General features: G+C 67.8%; 14 protein-coding genes. 8 read left to right on the forward strand and 6 right to left on the reverse strand.

Annotated features, from left to right (window positions below):
- Positions 1 to 25 precede the first annotated feature (25 nt).
- Entirely contained in the window at positions 26 to 643 is a 618-nt protein-coding gene (locus AAFP35_RS11010) for a GNAT family N-acetyltransferase (protein ID WP_419221628.1), read from the reverse strand.
- Between the two features lie 162 nt (positions 644 to 805).
- Between AAFP35_RS11010 and AAFP35_RS11015 the strand changes: the two genes are divergently transcribed.
- From AAFP35_RS11015 to recD, 4 genes are read left to right on the forward strand one after another with little or no spacing between them, the layout of a single operon-like run.
- On the forward strand, positions 806 to 1243 hold the full coding sequence (locus tag AAFP35_RS11015; protein WP_419221629.1) for an acyl-CoA thioesterase: 438 nt from the start codon (positions 806 to 808) through the stop codon (positions 1241 to 1243).
- A gap of 26 nt (positions 1244 to 1269) precedes the next feature.
- Positions 1270 to 4671: an exodeoxyribonuclease V subunit gamma gene (recC, locus tag AAFP35_RS11020; RefSeq protein WP_419221630.1), complete on the forward strand. Its 3402-nt coding sequence runs from the start codon at positions 1270 to 1272 to the stop codon at positions 4669 to 4671.
- Complete coding sequence (locus AAFP35_RS11025) at positions 4668 to 7997, forward strand: UvrD-helicase domain-containing protein (protein ID WP_419221631.1); 3330 nt, start codon at positions 4668 to 4670, stop codon at positions 7995 to 7997. The genes recC and AAFP35_RS11025 overlap by 4 nt, the downstream gene beginning before the upstream one ends.
- On the forward strand, positions 7997 to 9886 hold the full coding sequence (recD, locus tag AAFP35_RS11030) for an exodeoxyribonuclease V subunit alpha (RefSeq protein ID WP_419221632.1): 1890 nt from the start codon (positions 7997 to 7999) through the stop codon (positions 9884 to 9886). Before AAFP35_RS11025 ends, recD begins: the two co-directional genes overlap by 1 nt.
- A gap of 32 nt (positions 9887 to 9918) precedes the next feature.
- Here the strand turns inward: recD and AAFP35_RS11035 are convergent, their stop codons facing one another.
- Positions 9919 to 10671 carry a PIG-L family deacetylase gene (locus AAFP35_RS11035; RefSeq protein WP_419221633.1) on the reverse strand — a complete coding sequence of 251 codons (753 nt, stop codon included), beginning with the start codon at positions 10669 to 10671 and terminating at the stop codon, positions 9919 to 9921.
- A gap of 153 nt (positions 10672 to 10824) precedes the next feature.
- Here AAFP35_RS11035 and htpG point away from each other — a divergent pair, with 153 nt between their 5' ends.
- Positions 10825 to 12816: a molecular chaperone HtpG gene (gene htpG, locus AAFP35_RS11040; protein ID WP_419221634.1), complete on the forward strand. Its 1992-nt coding sequence runs from the start codon at positions 10825 to 10827 to the stop codon at positions 12814 to 12816.
- Positions 12817 to 12822: 6 nt separating this feature from the next.
- Here htpG and AAFP35_RS11045 read toward each other — a convergent pair whose 3' ends face one another.
- Both AAFP35_RS11045 and AAFP35_RS11050 read right to left on the reverse strand, forming a co-directional pair.
- Positions 12823 to 13743: an N-acetylglucosamine kinase gene (locus tag AAFP35_RS11045; RefSeq protein WP_419221635.1), complete on the reverse strand. Its 921-nt coding sequence runs from the start codon at positions 13741 to 13743 to the stop codon at positions 12823 to 12825.
- Positions 13744 to 13842: 99 nt separating this feature from the next.
- Positions 13843 to 14283 (reverse strand): hypothetical protein, encoded by a 441-nt coding sequence (locus AAFP35_RS11050; protein ID WP_419221636.1) that lies wholly within the window; start codon positions 14281 to 14283, stop codon positions 13843 to 13845.
- A 135-nt stretch (positions 14284 to 14418) separates the two neighbouring features.
- Between AAFP35_RS11050 and AAFP35_RS11055 the strand changes: the two genes are divergently transcribed.
- Complete coding sequence (locus tag AAFP35_RS11055) at positions 14419 to 14895, forward strand: nitroreductase family deazaflavin-dependent oxidoreductase (protein WP_419221637.1); 477 nt, start codon at positions 14419 to 14421, stop codon at positions 14893 to 14895.
- An 18-nt stretch (positions 14896 to 14913) separates the two neighbouring features.
- Here AAFP35_RS11055 and AAFP35_RS11060 read toward each other — a convergent pair whose 3' ends face one another.
- On the reverse strand, positions 14914 to 15741 hold the full coding sequence (locus AAFP35_RS11060) for a crotonase/enoyl-CoA hydratase family protein (RefSeq protein WP_419221638.1): 828 nt from the start codon (positions 15739 to 15741) through the stop codon (positions 14914 to 14916).
- A 31-nt stretch (positions 15742 to 15772) separates the two neighbouring features.
- Positions 15773 to 16246, reverse strand: a complete 474-nt coding sequence (locus AAFP35_RS11065) for a carboxymuconolactone decarboxylase family protein (RefSeq protein WP_419221639.1) — start codon at positions 16244 to 16246, stop codon at positions 15773 to 15775.
- A gap of 116 nt (positions 16247 to 16362) precedes the next feature.
- On the opposite strand from AAFP35_RS11065, the gene AAFP35_RS11070 reads away from it, so the two are divergent.
- Both AAFP35_RS11070 and AAFP35_RS11075 read left to right on the forward strand, forming a co-directional pair.
- Positions 16363 to 17019 carry a PaaI family thioesterase gene (locus tag AAFP35_RS11070; RefSeq protein ID WP_419221640.1) on the forward strand — a complete coding sequence of 219 codons (657 nt, stop codon included), beginning with the start codon at positions 16363 to 16365 and terminating at the stop codon, positions 17017 to 17019.
- A 457-nt stretch (positions 17020 to 17476) separates the two neighbouring features.
- Positions 17477 to 18733: a DUF222 domain-containing protein gene (locus tag AAFP35_RS11075; RefSeq protein ID WP_419221641.1), complete on the forward strand. Its 1257-nt coding sequence runs from the start codon at positions 17477 to 17479 to the stop codon at positions 18731 to 18733.
- The last annotated feature ends 22 nt before the right edge of the window (positions 18734 to 18755 follow it).

Consider the following 18755-nt stretch of genomic DNA (forward strand, 5'->3'; position numbering starts at 1 on the left):
GACCTCCGGCCGGCGGTGTGTGCGGTCAGGCGGTCAGATCGGCGACGGCGTGTCGGCCGCCGGTCCAGGGGCGCGGATCGGGCTGTGACCAGGACATCGTCATCGTCTCCCAATGCGCGCGGAGCAGCTCGTATTCGACTTCACCACCTCCGGAACCGAAGACCACGTCGTCGGTCGACATCCGGATCGCCGACAGGCGCATGCCGATCTTCTCCATCACCCGACGTGACGGCATGTTCACCGCCATCGTGCTGGCGAACACCCGCTCCGCGCAGATCTGCTGGAACGACATCCGTAGCAGCGCCGCGGCCGCCTCGGTCGCCAGGCCATGGCCCCAGACGTGGCGGCAGAGGCGATAACTCAATTCGAGTTCGGCGCAGTTGCTGTGCCGAGGGGTGCGCAGGGCGAACCACCCCAGGAACCCGCCGGTGATCCGGTCGGTCGCGGTCCACATACCGGTGCGGTGGGCGCGATACTCCGCCTGCGCGCGTGGCACCACCCAGTCCTCGATGACCTCCCGTGGAGTGGGCGCTCCGCCGCTGACGAAGCGCATCACCGCGGGATCGCTGTCGAGGCGCACGAGGGCGTCGGTGTCCGACGACGCGACCGGACGCAGTCGTAGTCGCGCGGTCTCCAGGATCACGATGTCCCCCTCGCATGCTCGTGTGCCTCGGGTGAGTCTACGGTCTGCCAACCGCTTGTCGCGCGTACCCGCGCGCGTGTTCTGCCGAGGAGGTCATGACGGTGCGACCCGGGGCGGATCCGGCCGGTCGTCTGTCGGATCGAGCGATTAGGGTTTGCGAACGTGGCCGATCAACATCTCGAACTGTCCGTCCAGCTGCGCTGGGGAGACATGGACATCAACAACCACATCAACAACGTGCAGTTCGCGCGGATCTTCGAGGAGAGCCGTGTTCGGTCCTTCATGAACTGGTTGCCGGTACGCCCGGAGAACTACTCGATGGTCGTCGCCCGGCAGGACATCGTGTTCACCGCCGTGCTGGAGTACAGCCTCGAACCGGTGGTCGTGCGCACCTGCGTCAACCGCATCGGCACATCGTCGTTCACCATGGCGCTGACCCTGATCGATCCCGCGGGCACGGTGTGTGCCACGGCCGAGACCACCATGGTGGCCACCGATCCGCGTACCGGCCGGTCGCGCCCGATACCCGATGAGGTGCGCGAGATCCTCGACGCACACCTCGACGCCGACGCCGGACTCCCGGTCCGGGGGCTGACCTGAACCAACGGAAGCGTCAGGGCGACAGCATGTTCCACCTGCACCGGGCCGAGCGCACCGATGCGCTCGCCGACGCCCTCGCCGCGTTGCTGTCGGCGCCGACCACCGATCCGATGGCACCGGAGATCGTGTCGGTGCCCGCGCCGGGCGTGGAACGCTGGCTGCAGCAACGTCTCGCCGGACGTCTGGGCGCATCACCGGGCCTCGACGACGGCGTCGCCGCCAACATCGATTTCCTGTCGCCGGCCGCCCTCGCCGACCGTGTCCTGGACGACGCGGCACGCGCCGCGGGGATCCTCTCGGCACCGGTCCGATCGAGGCCTGGTGGGCCGTGGCGCCCGGCGGCGATGACCTGGCCGCTGCTCGGGGTGCTCGACGAACTGATCGACGACCCTGCCTTCCGGGTTCTCGCCAGACACATCGGTGCCGATGGCGACGCCGACCAGACCGAGCACCGACGCGGACGGCGGTTTGCGACCGCGCGTCAGATCGCGGACCTCTTCGACGGTTATGCCCGGATGCGTCCGGCCATGTTGGAGGCATGGGCGGTCGGAACCGATCACGACGGGACCGGCGCCCCGATCGAGAGCGATCTGGCGTGGCAGCCGCGGCTGTGGCGTGCGGTCCGTGACGCGATCGGAGAACCTCATCCGGCCGAGACCCTCGGGACCCTGTGTGCCGCACTGCGTGACGATCCGACGGTGACCGACCTGCCCGAGCGCCTGTCGGTCTTCGGATCGACCCGGATTCCGGACACGGTGTTGCAGGTGCTGGCAGCGCTCGCGCGCGGGCGGGACGTCCACGTGTTCACCCCGCACCCCAGTCCGGCCCTGTGGGCGGCGATCGAGGACGCCGGCCATCCGCGCGGCGCCGTGCGCCGCGCCGACTCGGTATCGCCGCGACTGGGACATCCGTTGCTCGCCAGCCTGTCCCGCGACGTACAGGAACTGCAGCTGCGACTGGCGCCGCTGGCCGATCACAGTTCTCACCACGGCCCGGTGCGTGAGACGCGATCGCGGTCGGTACTCGAGGCGTTGCAGGAAGGCATTCGCGACGATCAGCTCCGGACCGGTGTGGCCGAACCGGATTCGTCGGTCGAGATCCACGCGTGCCACGGAGCCGAACGCCAGGTGGAGGTGCTGCGTGATCGTCTGCTACACCTGTTCGCCGCCGATCCGACGCTGCAGCCGCGCGACGTGTTGGTGATGTGCCCCGACATCGAACGTTTCGCTCCACTGGTCCGCGGCGCCTTCGGGCAGCCGGGGCTCGGCCATCCGGCGTTCGAACTGCGGGTCCGGTTGGCGGATCGGGGGCTGCGGCACACCAACGGCGTGCTCGACGTGGTGGCGGCGGTGGTGGAGCTCGGCGCAGGGCGTGTGACCGCCGGCGACGTGCTCGATCTGCTCGCCCGGCCGCCGGTGCGCCAGCGGTTCGACCTCACCGACGACGACCTGGACGTGATCCGGGGATGGATGAGTGGCAGCAACATCCGGTGGGCGCTCGACGGGACTCAACGCTCGCGGTACGGGTTGGCGCAGTTCGGTCAGGGCACGTTCACCGCGGGACTCGATCGCATTCTGCTCGGCGCGGTCGCCGAGGAATCCGACGGGGAATGGCTCGACACCGCATTGCCGCTGTCGGGTGTCGAGAGTACCGAGATCGACCTCGCCGGCCGGTTCGCCGAGTTCGTCGCGCGCCTGTCGACGACGCTGGACGCGGTCACCGGCGCCCATCGGCCCGAGCGATGGCTGGACATCCTCACCGGTGTCGTCGAGTCCCTGACCGCCACCGATGCGGACTCGGAATGGCAACGTGCGCAGGCGCTTCGATCGCTGACCGGGGTGTTCGAGGGGTACCGGGGAGGTACCGGCGACGCGGCGCCGGTGGACCTGCGTCTCGGTGACATCCGCGATCTGATCGCGGTTCTCGTCGCCGCCACCCCCACCCGGGCGAACTTCCGGACCGGTGAGCTGACGGTCTGCTCGATGGTGCCGATGCGGTCGGTACCGCATCGGGTGATCGTGATGCTCGGCGTCGACGCAGATGCGTTCCCGCGCGCCCATCACCATGACGGCGACGACGTACTCGGCCGAGCGCCACTGCTCGGAGAACGCAATCCCCGCGACGAGGACCGGCAACTGTTCCTCGACGCCGTCTGCGCCGCCCAGGACAATCTCCTGGTCTTCTACACCGGGGCCGACCCGGTGTCGGGGCAGCGGGTCCCACCGGCGGTGGTCGTCAGCGAGCTCGTCGACTCACTGCGTGCGCTCACCGGGGGCGAATCCGACGGAATCCGTCACCACACCCTGCACGGGTTCGACGTCGGCAATTTCGTCGCCGGAGCGGTACCGGGGGTGGACGGTCCGTTCAGCTACGACCGTGCATTGTTGGCGGGCGCCCGGTCGATGCGGACCGATCCCGTTGCGGTGCCACTCATCCGGGATACCCGGATCGGCGAACCCGATGCCGACGACATCGACCTGGCCGCACTGATCACGTTCCTGACCAACCCCATCGAGGGCTTCGTGCGCCAGCGACTGGGGGCCCGGGTGCCCGACGACGAGCAGCCGCACCCCGATCAGCTCGACGTCGAGCTCGGCGCGCTGGACCGCTGGTCGGTCGGCGACCGATTCCTCACCCGGATGCTCGCCGGCGCCGACCTGGCTGCCTGCCAGGCCGCCGAGTTGCGGCGGGGGACCCTGCCGCCGTTCGCCTTCGGGACCAGGGAACTGCAGGCGATCTCGACCGATGTGCTCGCGCTCCACGATGCGGCGTCGGCGGCGCGCACAGTGCCTGCCGCCACCGTCGACGTCGTGGTCGGACTGCCCGACGGGCGCCGGATCTACGGCACCGTGGGCGACGTCTTCGGGTCGACGATGGTGACCGCCACCTACTCGAAGCTGCGGGCCAAGCAGCGGCTGACCATGTGGGTGCGGCTGCTCGCCCTGGCCGCGGCCGGGCACGCCGGCGGCGACTCGGTGCGCGGTGGTGTCGTGGTCGCGCGGCGTCCCGGTCGCGGCGGCGGGGTGGCGCGGTCGCTGTTCGCCGTCCCCGACGATCCGCTCGCCGTGCTGACCCAATTGGTCGGCCTGCGTGATCTCGGTGTGCGCCAGGTACTTCCGTTGCCGCTGGATCCTGCTGCGGAGTTCGCCGACCACCATCGCCGGGCGGGACGTGTGGATCGCGCCATGCCCGCGGCGCGGCGTGCTTTCGACGGAGACTTCGGCGCCGGGCGCGACCGCTATCTGCGTCTGGCGTACGGCGGAGACGTCACCGCGGCCGTGGCCTTCGACGATCTGCTCGCCGAAACCCTTGCGGTGCAGGGCCCCTGGAACGGTCTGCCGACCCCCGGCGAGCCCGACGACCCGGTGTTCGCCTGCCTCGCCCGTCTGGTGTGGGAGCCGCTGATGGATCACGAGACCCTGTCATGACCGACACGGACGCCTTCGACATCACCGCACCCCTGCCGCACGGCACCACCGTCCTGGAGGCCAGCGCCGGTACCGGCAAGACGTACGCGATCGTCGGTCTGGCCGCACGTTTCATCGCCGACGGCGTGCCCATCGACAAGTTGCTGCTCGTCACCTTCAGTCGGGCCGCGACCGCCGAACTGCGCGAACGGATGCGCGAACGCGTACGGGACCTGGTGGCCGCACTCGGCGCTGCGTCGGCACACGCGACCGACGATCCGCTGGTCCGGCATCTCGGTACCGGGACCGTCGAGGAGGTGTCGCGGCGTCGCGAGCGGCTCACGCGTGCGCTCTCCGACTTCGACGCATCGACGATCGCGACGACGCACACGTTCTGCAACCGCATGCTCGAGGCGTTGGGATTCCTCGGTGAGCGTGACCTGTTCTACGAGATCGTCGAGGACGTCGACGATCTCGTCGACGAGGCATCCCTCGATCTGTACCTGCGCGGGTACGCCGGTGTGGACGACCCGGACATCACACCCGCCGACGCGACAGCGATCGCCCGCGATGCGGTGCGCCAGCCGGCGGCGGTGCTCGCGCCGTCGAGCGGGCCAGACGGTGTCGCCGCCCGGGTGGCGCAGCGACGGGTTCGTTTCGCGAGCCGGGTGCGGGAGATCGTCGAGGAACGAAAACGGTTGTCACGCCTGCGGACCTACGACGATCTGCAGATGATCCTGTACCGGATCGTGACCGATCCGGCGATCGGCGAGGATGCGTGCGCACGCATCAGGGCGGCGTTCGAGGCCGTACTCGTCGACGAGTTCCAGGACACCGATCCGCAGCAGTGGGAGATCGTACGGCGGTGTTTTCACACGCACCGCACCCTTGTCCTCGTCGGTGACCCGAAACAGTCCATCTACGGCTTCCGCGGGGCCGAGGTGCTGAGTTATCTACAAGCCGTTGCGCACGCGGACGCGCTGCGGGTCCTCGGCATCAACCGGCGCTCCGACGGAGACCTGGTGAAGGCACTCGGGCGACTGTTCGACGGTGCGGAACTGGGCGACCCGAAGATCGTCGTCCACGACGTCGACGCCGCACGGCCCGGCTCCCGACTGAACGGATTGCCGCCGGTGCGGTTGCGCGCGTTTCCGCGGCGGGCCTTCCCGGTCACCGGCCGCAGTGGCTTCGCGACGGTCGGTGCCGTACGCGACCGCGTCATCGCCGACGTCGCCGCGGACATCGCCGGGTTACTCGGGTCGGGAACCCTCATCGAGACCGAGGCGGGCCAGCGGCCCGTCGAACCCGGTGACATCGCGATCCTGGTGACACTGAACAAGACCATCGAGCCGCTGCAGCGACACCTGCAACAGCACGGTGTCGCCGCGGTCATCGGTTCCGGGGCCAGCGTGTTCCAGACCGCTGCGGCCCGTCACTGGCTGGCGGTGCTGCGCGCCATCGAACAACCGGCCAGGACCGATCTGGTGCGCATGGCCGCGCTCAGCCCACTGATCGGGTGGACCCCGGAAAGGCTCGGCACCGACGACGGTTCGGACATCACGGAGCTCGCGGCGGCGCTCCAGGGTTTCGGCCGGGTGTTCGCCGACGGCGGGTTCGCCGCCATGTCACAGCGACTGATGAGCCGACTGTCGGTGGCCGAGCGAGTGCTGGCCACGCCGGACGGTGAGCGTGCCTTGACCGACCTGATCCAGGTGTCCGCGCTGTGCAACGCGGAGGTGATGACTTCCGACTGCGGTATGAGTTCACTCGGAGAATGGCTGGCCGACCGGATCGCCGGAGGCGCGCGTTCGCATCGGCACGAAGACCAGACCAGGCGGCTGGACAGGGACACCCAGGCCGTCCAGATCATGACGGTGCATCGCAGCAAGGGGCTGCAGTTCCCGATCGTCTATGTGCCGTTTGCATGGGATGGCACCCGCAACTCCAATCGCGCGACCTTCACCTATCACGACGACGGCAGGCGGTGTCTCGACGTGGGCGGCAAGGAGGCTCCGGGCTACCGCTCCCGCTGGTCTGTCTGCGAGAGCGAGTCCGCAGGAGAGGAACTGCGCCTGTTGTACGTCGCCCTGACGCGAGCACAGACCCAGGTGGTGTTGTGGTGGGCCCCTGCGTATCACACCCGCAACTCCGCAGTGCATCGACTGCTGTTCGGCCGCACCACGGGTTCCCCGGTTGTTCCGGAGACCTTCGACGTGCCCGACGACGACACCATCGCGAAGGTGCTGTGGGGACACGAGACCGCGGACGGACACGTTCGGGTGGAGCCGGCGGGCGACGCGCAGGGCGGCGAGGTCGCTCCGTCTGCCGCAGACGGCGGATACGGTCCGCTCGACGTCGCCCGTTTCGATCGTGTGATCGATCAGAGTTGGCGCCGCACATCCTATTCCGCGATCATCGCCGGCGCCGGGCACGGTCATACGCCGGTGCTGGCGACCGGCAGTGAGGTCGCCGAGGGGCTGGTCGCCGACGAACCGGTGGACGGCGACGCTACCGATGGTCCGGCCGTGGGGGAGGAGTCCGAGACGCTGCCGGGGACACCGTCGTTGATGAACGGGATGCCCTTCGGTGCCGCCTTCGGCACGCTGGTGCACGAAACGCTCGAGTACGTCGACACCGATGCGCCGGACATCACCGAGCATGTTCGCGAGCTGTGTCTGGAGTCGATCGGTCGACGCATGATCGACGTCGACGTCGATCGGTTGACCGCTGCGCTGGTCGCGGTGTTGACCACGCCCCTGGGATTCGGTGACCTGTGGGGAATCCCCCCTCGAGATCGTCTGGCGGAGATGGAGTTCGAGTTCCCGCTCGCCTCCTCCGGGTCAGGTGCGGCGGCGTCGGAGCGTGCGGTGACCATGGCGGCGGTCGCCGATCTCATGGACCGGCACCTGTCCGCCGACGATCCGCTGGCCGATTTCTCGGCCCGCCTGCGTGAGCTCCCGCCACAACGGTTCACCGGGTTCCTCACCGGCAGTATCGATTCGGTGCTGCGCACCCCGGATGGGCGGTTCGTGGTTGTCGACTACAAAACCAACCGCCTGCGCGCCGGTGACCTGAGTGCCGAGGACTTCGGTCCCGAGGCCATGGCGGGGGAGATGATGAGCGCCAACTACCCGCTCCAGGCGTTACTGTATTCGGTTGCGTTGCACCGGTATCTGCGCTGGCGGCTACCCGGCTACCAGGTGGCCGAGCACCTCGGTCCGGTGCAGTATCACTTCGTCCGCGGCATGGTCGGCCCCAGCACGCCACCGGGGTGCGGTGTCTTCGAATGGCCGATCCCGCCGGGGCTCGTCGAGGATCTGTCGGATCTGCTGGGGAAGGGGTCGTGATGGCCGCAGCACACGAGGATGCCGCCACCGGTCGTGCTCGGCCTCGATTCGACGCCCGATCGGTCTCCGACACCGACGATGCGCTCGCCACTCTCGATGCGGCCGGGATTCTCGACGCCGCCGATGTGCATGTGGCGCGGAGGTTGGTCCGACTGTCGGGGGCACCGGTGAGCGACGCCGCCCAGATCGGGGCGGCACTGGCGGTACGGGCGATCCGGGCGGGTTCGACATGTCTGGCCATCGCACGCGTTCCCGAACTCGTCGAGGGCACCGACCACGAGGTGGCGCTCCCGACGCCAGACGAACTGACCGGGGCATTGACCGACTGCGTGCTCGTGCGGGGTGGACCCAACGGACCGTTGCGTCCGCTGGTCCTCGCCGAATCGGCGGACGGGCCCCTGCTCTACCTGCGCAAGTATTTCGGGCAGGAACAACTGATCCGGTCGGTCCTCACCGCGCGGGCGTCCTCGCGTCCGGACGTCGACGTGGCCGCGGCGCGTCACGCGGTCGACGATGTCTTCGGTCCGGCGCGAACGGACACCGTCGACCTGCAGCGGGTGGCCGCGTCGATGGCGGCGGTGAGCGCGACGGTGGTGGTGGCCGGGGGGCCCGGCACCGGCAAGACCTACACGGTGGCAAGGATTCTGGCGGTGCTCGACCGGCTGTCCGGGGGTACCGCCCGGATCGGTCTGTGCGCACCGACCGGACGTGCGGCCGCCCAACTGCAGGCCGCGGTGTCCGCGGATCCCGCTGCGCCGTCGTCGGTGCGGGCGGTCACGGTGCACTCGCTGTTGGGTTGGCGGCCCGGTTCACAACCGCGATACGGGCGGGGAAACCGTCTGCCCTACGACGTCGTGGTCGTCGACGAGACGTCGATGCTGTCGATGACCGCGATGAGTCGACTGCTCGACGCGGTACGTCCGGACACCCGCGTGATCCTGGTCGGTGACCCTCATCAGCTCGCCTCGGTCGAGGCGGGTGCGGTCCTCGCAGACCTGGTGGAGCGCACCGACATCGACGCGCTTCCGATACCCGAGGGCATCATCGACGCAGATGCTCTCGGTGTTCGCGATCGCAGTCAGATCGAACGGGGTGTGGTGACCCTGACCCGACTACGCCGGTTCGGTGGCGGCATCGCTCGGGTCGCCGAGGCCATCAACCGCGGCGACGCCGCAGCGGTGTGCGAACTCGTCGGCGACCCCGACCTGCCCGAGGTGACCCTGGTGGCGCCGGACGATCTCGACGAGACACGAGCCGAACTCGTGGGATGGGGGCACGCACTCCGCGACGCGGCTCTCGCCGCAGATGCCGATGCGGCCCTCGACGCGCTGGAGGCCCACCGGGTGTTGTGCGCGCACCGCGAGGGCAGCTCGGGCGTGCAGGGCTGGTCGCGGCGCATCGTCGACTGGCTGGCCGAAGAACCGGGGCGCCACCATGTCTCGCTCGAGTCGACGACGCGCTATGCCGGCCAGCCGCTGCTCGTCACGGCCAACGACCGACAGACCGAGACGTTCAACGGCGACAGCGGAGTCGTCATCCACGCCGGTCCCACCGACGCCGACGATGCCGATCTGCGGGTCGTCTTTCGGCGCGGTGAGCGGGTTCGGGAATTGCATCCCACCCGGCTGGCCGACGTGGTGCCCCTCTACGCGATGACCATTCACCGCAGCCAGGGCAGCCAGTTCGACGGTGTCACCATCGTTCTCCCGCCGGAGGGTTCCGAGTTGCTGACCCGCGAACTGCTCTACACCGCCGTCACACGTGCGAAGAATCGGGTGCGGATCATCGGGACCCCGGAGGTCCTGGCTGCCGCGGTCGAACGACGCGTGCAGCGCGCCAGCGGCCTGCGTTCGCCGGTCCGGGTGGTCGAGGCGACCCGTCCGGCCTGACGTCTGCGGAGCAGACGTCAGGCACGCGGCGCCTAATCGAGGTCGACACCGCCGGGCACGAGATCGCGGCGCTGGTAGTACTCCGTGCTCAACAGACGATTGCGGCGGTCGTCGGGCAGCGCCATCAGCGCGCGCAGCGTTTGGCTCCGCTGCACCTCGGTGCGGTGCGCAGCGATCGCGGCGGCCTTGCGCTCCCGCCACTGCGAGACGTCGAGCACCAGATCGATCTCGTCGTCCGGGGTGCCCGGTAGGTACTTGCGCGGAGTCGCGGCCAGCATGTCGCTGTGCACGTCTTCGACCATCCAGTCGGCGATGGTGACGAAATACAGCGACCGCACCTGCCACGCGTCTCCCGCGGAGCGATAGAGCCGACCGGTTGCTGCGGCGTCCGCGGCGACTGCGGCCAGCCGGTGGGCGTGGATGTGGTCGGGATGTCCGTAGATCCCCACCGCGTCGTAGGTGACGATCGCGTCCGGCTGCAATCGACGGATGTGTCCGACGAGCGTCCGGACCGGTTCGTCGAGCGGTACCGTGCAGAAGCGTTCCCGCCCGGGAGCCGAGTCGGGGACGCGGTCGTCGGCGTATCCGAGCATGATCGGTTCGTCGTCGAATCCGAGTTCGTCGACCGCGTCGAGGAGTTCGGCGTGGCGCCAGGTGCCCTCCGCCCAGGTGCACATGACCAGATCGGCCTCGCCGCCGCGTGCGACGTGACGCGCGATCGCACCGCCGGTCCACAGCGACTCATCGTCGGGATGTGCATGCACGAACAACAGACGAGGGGGCATTCACCTGTCTTCCGGTGGCGGACGGTGGACCTGCGGGCGGTCATCGACGGTGGTTGAGGACAAACCCGTGCGCAACCGACCCACCTCAGGGTAGCCAATCGTGCCGCCGATAAAATGCGGCTCGAGTAGTTGGCTTATCGGTGGAGGTCGAACATGAGTGATTCCGAGGTATACGAGTTCCAGGCCGAGGCTCGGCAGTTGCTGGATCTGATGGTGCATTCCATCTACTCCAACAAGGACAGTTTCCTGCGCGAGCTGATCTCGAACTCGTCTGACGCGCTGGACAAACTGAGGCTCGAGTCGCTGCAGGACAAGTCGCTCGAGGTGGACACCTCGGATCTGCACATCGAACTGGTGCCCGACACCGAGGCGCGCACCCTCACGGTCCGCGACAACGGCATCGGTATGTCGCGCGAGCAGGTCATCGACCTGATCGGCACGCTGGCCCGCTCGGGTACGGGTGAATTGCGTCGCAAGCTCATCGAGGCCAAGGACGCCGCGGCGTCCGAGGATCTCATCGGCCAGTTCGGCATCGGCTTCTACTCGACGTTCATGGTGGCCGATCGGGTCACCCTGGTCACCCGGCACGCGGGCGAGAGCGCAGGCACCCGATGGGACTCGACCGGCGACGGCACCTACACCGTGGACGAGGTCGCCGACGCCCCGCAGGGCACCTCGGTGACCCTGACCCTCAAGCCCGTCGACACCGAGGATCACCTCTACGACTACACCGACGCGACCAAACTCCGGCAGCTGGTGAAGCGGTACTCCGACTTCATCGGCTGGCCGATCCGGATGGACGTCGAGAAGCCGGTGCCTGCCTCGGATGCGGAGACCTCCGACACCGCGGACGACGACGCCGACGACACGCCGAAGACCGAGACCGTCAGCGAGACGATCAACTCGCAGAAAGCGTTGTGGGCCAAGTCCTCCGACGAGGTGTCGAAGGAGGAGTACAGCGAGTTCTACCGGCACGTCAGCCATGGCTGGGACGAACCGCTCGAGGTCATCACGGTCAAGGCCGAAGGAACCTTCGAGTACCAGGCCCTCCTGTTCATCCCCACCCAGGCGCCGTTCGACCTGTTCATGCGGGAGCGGACGTCGGGTGTGCAGCTCTACGTGAAGCGTGTCTTCATCATGGACGACTGCGAGGAGCTGATCCCCGAGTACCTGCGGTTCGTGAAGGGTGTCGTCGACGCCGCAGACCTGTCGTTGAACGTCTCCCGCGAGATCCTGCAGCAGGACCGACAGATCCGGGCGATCCGTCGGCGACTCACCAAGCGTGTCATCTCCACGGTGTCGGATCTGCGTGACTCTCGTCCCGACGACTATCGGACCTTCTGGCAGAACTTCGGCCGGGTGTGGAAAGAGGGGTTGGTCAACGACTTCGACAATCGTGACGCGCTGCTGAAGGCATCGTCGTTCGAATCCACCCGATCGACCGAGGACACGACGACGCTCGCCGACTATGTCGGGCGTATGCGCAGCGGGCAGGACACGATCTACTACATGACCGGTGAAACCCGGCAGCAGATCGAGAACTCGCCGCACATCGAGGCGTTCCGGGCCAAGGGAGTCGAGGTCCTGTTGTTGACCGATCCGGTCGACGAGATGTGGGTCACCAGTGGGGTGGAGTTCGACGGCAAGTCGTTCACCTCCATCGCCAAGGGTGCCGTCGACCTCGACGATCTCGACGGAGACACCGACACCTCCGACGACAACGCCAAGGCGGACAAGGAGAAACAGGCCGAGGAGTTCACCGGCCTGCTCGGTTGGCTCGGCGAGACACTGACCGACGACGTGAACGAGGCGCGGCTGTCGTCGCGGCTCACCGAGTCTCCGGTCTGCCTCGTCGGCGACACGTTCTCGATGTCGCCGCAACTGGAGAAGCTGTACCGGGCCTCGGGCCAGGAGCTGCCGAAGACCAAACGCGCCCTGGAGATCAACGCCGAGCACCCGTTGATCGCGGGACTCAACAAGGCGTTCGCCGACGGCGGCGACGACCACGCCGACCTGGAGCCCACGGCGAAGCTCCTCTACGGGCTCGCAGTGATCGCCGAGGGTGGTGAACTCGACGACCCGGCGGAGTTCGCCAAATTGTTGGCGGGCACGTTGACCACGTCATTGGAGTCCTCGCCGAGCTGATCGGCGTCAGGCGCGACGGACCTGCTCGGCCAGCGGATGATCGGCGGGCAGGTCGAGGAGCAGTCCGACACCGTCGAGCGGATCGCCGTGCGGAGGCGCGACGACGACCTTGGGCACGGACTGTTCCACGAGGTCGACGAAGCGGGCGCGGATCGTCGTGCTGTGGCCCAGGACATTGCCCATCCAGCTGACTCGCGGGGCCGTGTCCGGTCCGTGCCCACTGCGCGCGAGTGCCGCGTCCACGGAGCCGGCGAGTTCGGTGGCCGCACGCTCGTCGATGTGCACGGCGACAGCATCCCCGGCGCGCGCGGCGTCGTCGACGATCCGGGCGAAGGCTGCGATCCGTGCCACTCGGTCGGCGGCGGCCTGCACCACCATGTAGAGCTCGGGGAGCGGACCGAACTCGGCGACGGCAGCCTGTTCGAGCACCGTGGCGGGGCCGCGACCGTCGAATGCCCGCAGGGCAGCGTCGAGACCTGCTCGTCCGATCCAGTACCCGCTACCGGCGTCCCCGACCATGTGGCCCCAGCCGTCCACTCGTGCGGTCCCTGCGGGGCCGACCCCGAGCGTGACCACTCCGGTTCCCGAAGCAGTCACCGCGCCGAGCTCGAAACGGTTGGCCGCGAGAAACGCACTGACCGAATCATGTGCCAGCGCAACGGTGTCGATGCCGAGGTCGGTGACGGCGGCCAGCAACTCGTCGGGTCTGGTCGCATCCGGCGTCAGACCGGATACCCCCACGGCCATCTGGGTCACCTGGACGTCGAGTGATCCCAGTGATTCGCGAGCCGCGGCGGCGATCTGCGGAACAACCGGACGATCGGTGTGGATCGGGTCGGCGAGGTGATCACGTGTCGTGCCACCCGTGATGCGTACCCGGGTCCCGGTCTGGCCTCCGTCGAGCAGAATGCGATGCGGCGTGACCATGGCTCCTCCCGGACAGCTGGGGCGGGCCCGACCTGCCAGGCCTCTTCGGTGCCAAGCTACTCGGCGCGGCCGGTGGTGCCAACGGTGTTCGCCGACGGGTCAGGCCACGGCATCACGGGCGATCGGCATCGCCACCAGATCGTCGTCGTTGGCCCGGTGCACCGGGAGCATCGCCACCCCGTGGCGGGCCGCGTCGCGATCGAGCAACGCCGCCCACTCTCGGTCCGCAGCGGTGACCCCGCCATGTCCCGGCCGGGTCAGGAGAAAGGCGACGGACACACCCGGCACCTGATCGAGGGTCTCGCGCATGTTGGCCATCAGCACGTCGGTGAGGAACTCGTCCGGACGGATGGGCAGGGGCAGTTGGGTGAGCGCAGGGACCAGACACTGCTCGGCGTCGACGAACGCGAACCAGAGCAGCGATTCGGAGAAACCCAACGGGCCCATCAACGCTCGCCAGCGTTGACGCAGATCGTCGGGGCAGCCGATCGGATCCTCGGCGGTGGTGATGTCGGGAATGGTGGTGTCGTCGTGTGTCATGCGGCGATCATTCATCGGATCCAGCACATCGCGATCGGGCCATCCACAGCCGAATCCGGTTGTGGAGACGGCATGGTCGACGGCGGCGATTCGGGTGTATGACGCGTCTGATGACGCCGATGCGAGACTGGGCGGGTGAACGTTCTACGACCTGTTGCGATCAAGATCGGCTCGATCGGTTGGATGCCGCGCTTCCTGCCGCAGATCGTCGCCTGCGACAACTTCGTTCAGCGCATCACCGGTCGCAGATTCAGCCTGCTCGATCTCGGCGGACTGCCGAACATCACGTTGCATGTCGTCGGTCGTCGCAGCGGGATCGCGCGCAGTACCCGGTTGCTGGCCGTTCCGTCTGGTGTGGACTGGCTCATCGCCGGATCGTATTTCGGCGGCCCGGACATGCCGCAATGGGTGTTCAACGTGCGAGCCGCGAACACCGTCGAGATCGATGTGCACGGACGTCGACGGACCATGACGTGGCGCGAACTCGACGGTGACGAACGTGCACGGGCGTGGGCTCAGATGGTGACCGTCTGGCCCAACTTCGATCTGTACGTCGCCCGCACCGAGCGGCAGATCCCGGTCTTTCTCCTGGAACCGGCCGACTCGGTGTGAACGATCAGATGATGGCGCTCAGGCCCCGCGGAACTGCGGCGGCCGCTTCTCGAAGACCGCGGTGACCGCTTCGGTGAGGTCTTCGCTGGGCAGGAAGGCAGAGTTCCACGCGGCGACGTAACGCAGACTGTCCTCCACGCTCGCGCGCCGGGTGTGATCGAGGACGGACTTGACGCCGTGCACCACCAGGGGCGGGTTCGCGGCGATCTGGGCTGCCGTCTCCCGTGCGGTGGCCAGGGCTGCGTCCCGATCGTCGAGCACGTCGTTGACCAGACCGATCTGGGCGGCGCGGCCGGCATCGATGTCCTTGCCGGTGAGCGCGAGTTCCCGCAGGTGACCGTCGCTGATGATCGCCGGGAGCCGTGCGAAGCTGCCGACGTCGGCGACCATCGCGACACGCACTTCCCGGACACTGAACTTGGCGTCGGCGCTCGCGTAACGGATGTCGGCGGCACTGATGAGGTCGACACCGCCGCCGATGCACCAGCCGGACACCGCGGCGATCACCGGTTTGCGGCAGTCGGCCACCGACGAGATGGCTGCCTGCAGTCGACGGATGTTGTCGTGGAAGTCGGTGCGGGCCCGAGCTTTTGCACCGTCGGCGAGCACACCGGCGAGGTCTCCGCCCATCGCGGCGAGGTCGAGTCCGTAGGAGAAGTGGGCACCGGATCCGGCGAGCACGATCGCGCGGACGTCATCGTCGCGGTCGAGGGCGGCGAAGATCTCGGGGAGCTCCTGCCAGAAATCGGGGCCCATCGCATTGCCCTTGCCCGGTCCGAGCAGGGTCACTTCTGCGATGAAGTCCGAGATCGAGACCTCGAACGCTTTCCACTGTTGATCGCTCATGGGTTCACAGGCTACCGGGCCCGACACCGTGTCAGAGCGTCAGGCGGCAGGCCTGACCCACATCGAGAACCCGCAGCGCCCGGCCCTGTCCGAGCCACAATGCGCACGACAGCGCCAGGTCGACGATGAGCTCGTCGGACAACGCTGCGTGGCATCGTTCCCAGAATTGCTCGTCCTCGCGCAATCCCACATGGTCGGTGGCGAAACGATGTGCGAACTCCGCCGCGATGCGTTCACCGTCGCGGTAGCCCGGCCATGTGGCCCAGTCGGCGACATGGCGGTAGAAGTCCTCGTCGAGCCCGCTCGTCTGTGCGCGGGTGTTGCGGCACACCTCGCACTCGTTGTGGCCCGCGATCACCATGCGCGCCAACTCACGGGTCCGCAGGTCCAGTCGACCGCGGTTGTACACGGCGTCGGCATAACCGCCCAATGCCGCGCCGAGCGTGGGGGACAGACCCAACCACCCCGCGATGTCATCGTCCGTGAACTCGCCGACGCGTGCCATGCGAACCACGCTAGCAAAACGAGAACATGTTCTCGTCAGATCTGTGCAGATCGGCGACCATGTGACCAGTCCGGCTGCGCTAGCGTGTCGGTGGCAGAGGCAGAGAGGTGGACGGTGTGAGCGGTTACTTCACCGAGGACATTCCGGCCGACGAGTTGACCCGGCAGATCGAGGTCGCGCGGTCGATCGGCGACAGTGCCAGGAGACTCGTCGCGGCGACCGTGGTGACCGACGTCGCCGAGGAGGAGGTCGAGGAGGCGCGTCGTCTCATCGACGCGGCAACCGCGATCCTCGACCGGCGCCACATCGACTCTTCGTTCGGGTTCCGCTTCAACAGCGATGGTCGAGAACGCAACTGGGGTAATGCGGTCGAAGGCATCCGCAACGCGATCGCGCCGCCCGCCGAGTTCATCGTCGACGGTGACCGCGTCTGGGCAGAGTTCGTACTCGGACCGCAGTACGAGGGTCCGGGCGGGCTCGTGCACGGCGGCGTGATCGCCCTGGTTCTCGATCAGGTGCTCGGCCGAGCCGCCGTGGCTGCAGGATCACCGGGGATGACGGGGACTCTGACCGTCCGTTACCGACAGGGCACCGCGCTGGGGCCGGTGCGGGTCGAGGCGTGGTTCGAACGTGCCGAGGGGCGCAAGGGATTCGCCAAGGGCACGCTGTCCACGGCGGCGGGGGTCTGCGCCGAGGGTGAAGGGATCTTCATCATGCCGCGCAAGGTGCACGGTGCCGGCCCCGACGGTCGCTCGGGGATCGGCGACGCCTAGCACGGCGTGGCCTGCTGGCCGTATCGAGACCGTGGCGACGTCTGATCGTGCTGGGGTAGAAAGGGTTTCGCTTTCTGGTCGCGTGTAGTCGCGCCCATACTGTCGGTCGAGTAGGTGCCGAGGCGCCAGCCGAGGGGCCGTATCGAGACCTGCGTTCTGGCAGGGGATCTCGATACGCGGCCTCGCTAGCGCTCGGACGCTACTCGATCAGCAGGCAGCAGGCCCAACCTCGCTAGCGCTCGGACGCTACTCGATCAGCAGGCAGCAGGCCCACCTCGCTAGCGCTCGGACGCTACTCGATCAGCAAGTGCAGGGCCTACCCCTGTGCAACAACAGGACTCACCACCCCGAACCTGTCGGAGGGTGCCTCTACAATTACAATGAGATGACGACTGTGGTGGTGAAAGATATTGCGGCTCAGTCCAATAACTGTGGATGAACTCTTTCCTCCGAACGCATGTTCGACTACAATCGAGTCATGCCGTTGGACACCCTGATACCCCTGCTGCGTGAGGTGACGATCGACGCCGATGCGTCCGGTCGCCACGTCTTCGACACCACGAAGACCTTGATGGACGTGCGTAACCTGGTCGATCATCAGTTGGCGGTGCATGTGGCGGCGATGGACAGATTGGGGGTGGCGCAGCGTTCCGGTGGTCGCACCCGGCGACTGCTGATCGAGATGGGGGCTGCTCCGGCGGTCGCCGACCGCTGGCTACGCATCGGGGCCGCCCTGGACCGGCTGGAACGGGTGGCCGCGTATTCCGCGGACGGGGTGTTCTCCGGTGAGCATGTGGATGCGTTGGTGCGGGGGATGGCCCATATCGACCAACGCGCGCCGGAACCCCTGTCTGCGGGGTCGGTGATCGAACATGAACTCGCCCTCATCGCCCAAGCGTTCTCCGGCGCCACCCCACGCGAAGTACTGGCGACGGCGCGCTCACGCGGCAATCAGATCGCCGACGACCAAGGTGGGGTACCGGCCGCCGAAGACCGGACGATCAACGACCTATCGACCACCCCGACTGCCGATGGCCGGTTGGAGGTATTCGCCAACCTCGACATCGTCACCGGCGAAAAACTCGTCTCCGCGGTCGAATCCCTCGCACACAAGCGGCCCGAACCCGATGGCTCGCCCGACACTCGGTCGGCCGGGCAACGTCGCGCCGATGCACTCGAGATGATCCTCGACGCCGCGGCCAAAGCCACCAGAACAGGGGACGCCGACATGGTGGTCGCCCCGAAAACACAGGTGAATCTGACCGTGCCAGCCGACCACCCGGATCGGGCGTCTCTGGAATGGTTGGGCCCGGTCTCCCAAACCACCGCACATTTGCTGGCGTGTGATGCCGCCGTCACCGTGATCGACCTCGACGAGCACGGCGCACCCCTCGGCGTGAGCAGCGCAGCGAGGCTGTTCACCGTCCAGCAGCGTAAAGCACTGATCGTGCGCGACCAATGCTGTGTGAAATGCGGAGCCGCCGCCGGGTATACGCAGTGCCACCACATCATCTACTGGTCACACGGGGGCGCCACCGTCATCGACAACGGCTGCCTGCTGTGCACCGCCTGCCACGCCCAAATCCACGCGTCCGACTGGGAGATCATCATGGGTGCCGACCGACATCCCTGGCTGATCCCACCCGCCGACGTCGATCCCACCCGCACACCGCTGCCGGCCTACAACAGGCGCACCATGACTCTCGCCGCCTGACCTCGTCACCCTGGCACCGACA

Source organism: Gordonia sp. CPCC 206044 (assembly GCF_048537895.1).
Lineage (GTDB): Bacteria > Actinomycetota > Actinomycetes > Mycobacteriales > Mycobacteriaceae > Gordonia.

What these genes read in the sequence shown, in the direction of transcription:
- recC (WP_419221630.1), top strand. Translation starts at nt 1,270, where the DNA reads ATGTTCCACCTGCACCGGGCCGAGCGCACCGATGCGCTCGCCGACGCC.
- AAFP35_RS11025 (WP_419221631.1), top strand. Translation starts at nt 4,668, where the DNA reads ATGACCGACACGGACGCCTTCGACATCACCGCACCCCTGCCGCACGGC.
- recD (WP_419221632.1), top strand. Translation starts at nt 7,997, where the DNA reads ATGGCCGCAGCACACGAGGATGCCGCCACCGGTCGTGCTCGGCCTCGA.
- AAFP35_RS11035 (WP_419221633.1), bottom strand. Translation starts at nt 10,671, where the DNA reads ATGCCCCCTCGTCTGTTGTTCGTGCATGCACATCCCGACGATGAGTCG.
- htpG (WP_419221634.1), top strand. Translation starts at nt 10,825, where the DNA reads ATGAGTGATTCCGAGGTATACGAGTTCCAGGCCGAGGCTCGGCAGTTG.
- AAFP35_RS11045 (WP_419221635.1), bottom strand. Translation starts at nt 13,743, where the DNA reads ATGGTCACGCCGCATCGCATTCTGCTCGACGGAGGCCAGACCGGGACC.
- AAFP35_RS11050 (WP_419221636.1), bottom strand. Translation starts at nt 14,283, where the DNA reads ATGACACACGACGACACCACCATTCCCGACATCACCACCGCCGAGGAT.
- AAFP35_RS11060 (WP_419221638.1), bottom strand. Translation starts at nt 15,741, where the DNA reads ATGAGCGATCAACAGTGGAAAGCGTTCGAGGTCTCGATCTCGGACTTC.
- AAFP35_RS11065 (WP_419221639.1), bottom strand. Translation starts at nt 16,246, where the DNA reads ATGGCACGCGTCGGCGAGTTCACGGACGATGACATCGCGGGGTGGTTG.
- AAFP35_RS11075 (WP_419221641.1), top strand. Translation starts at nt 17,477, where the DNA reads ATGTTCGACTACAATCGAGTCATGCCGTTGGACACCCTGATACCCCTG.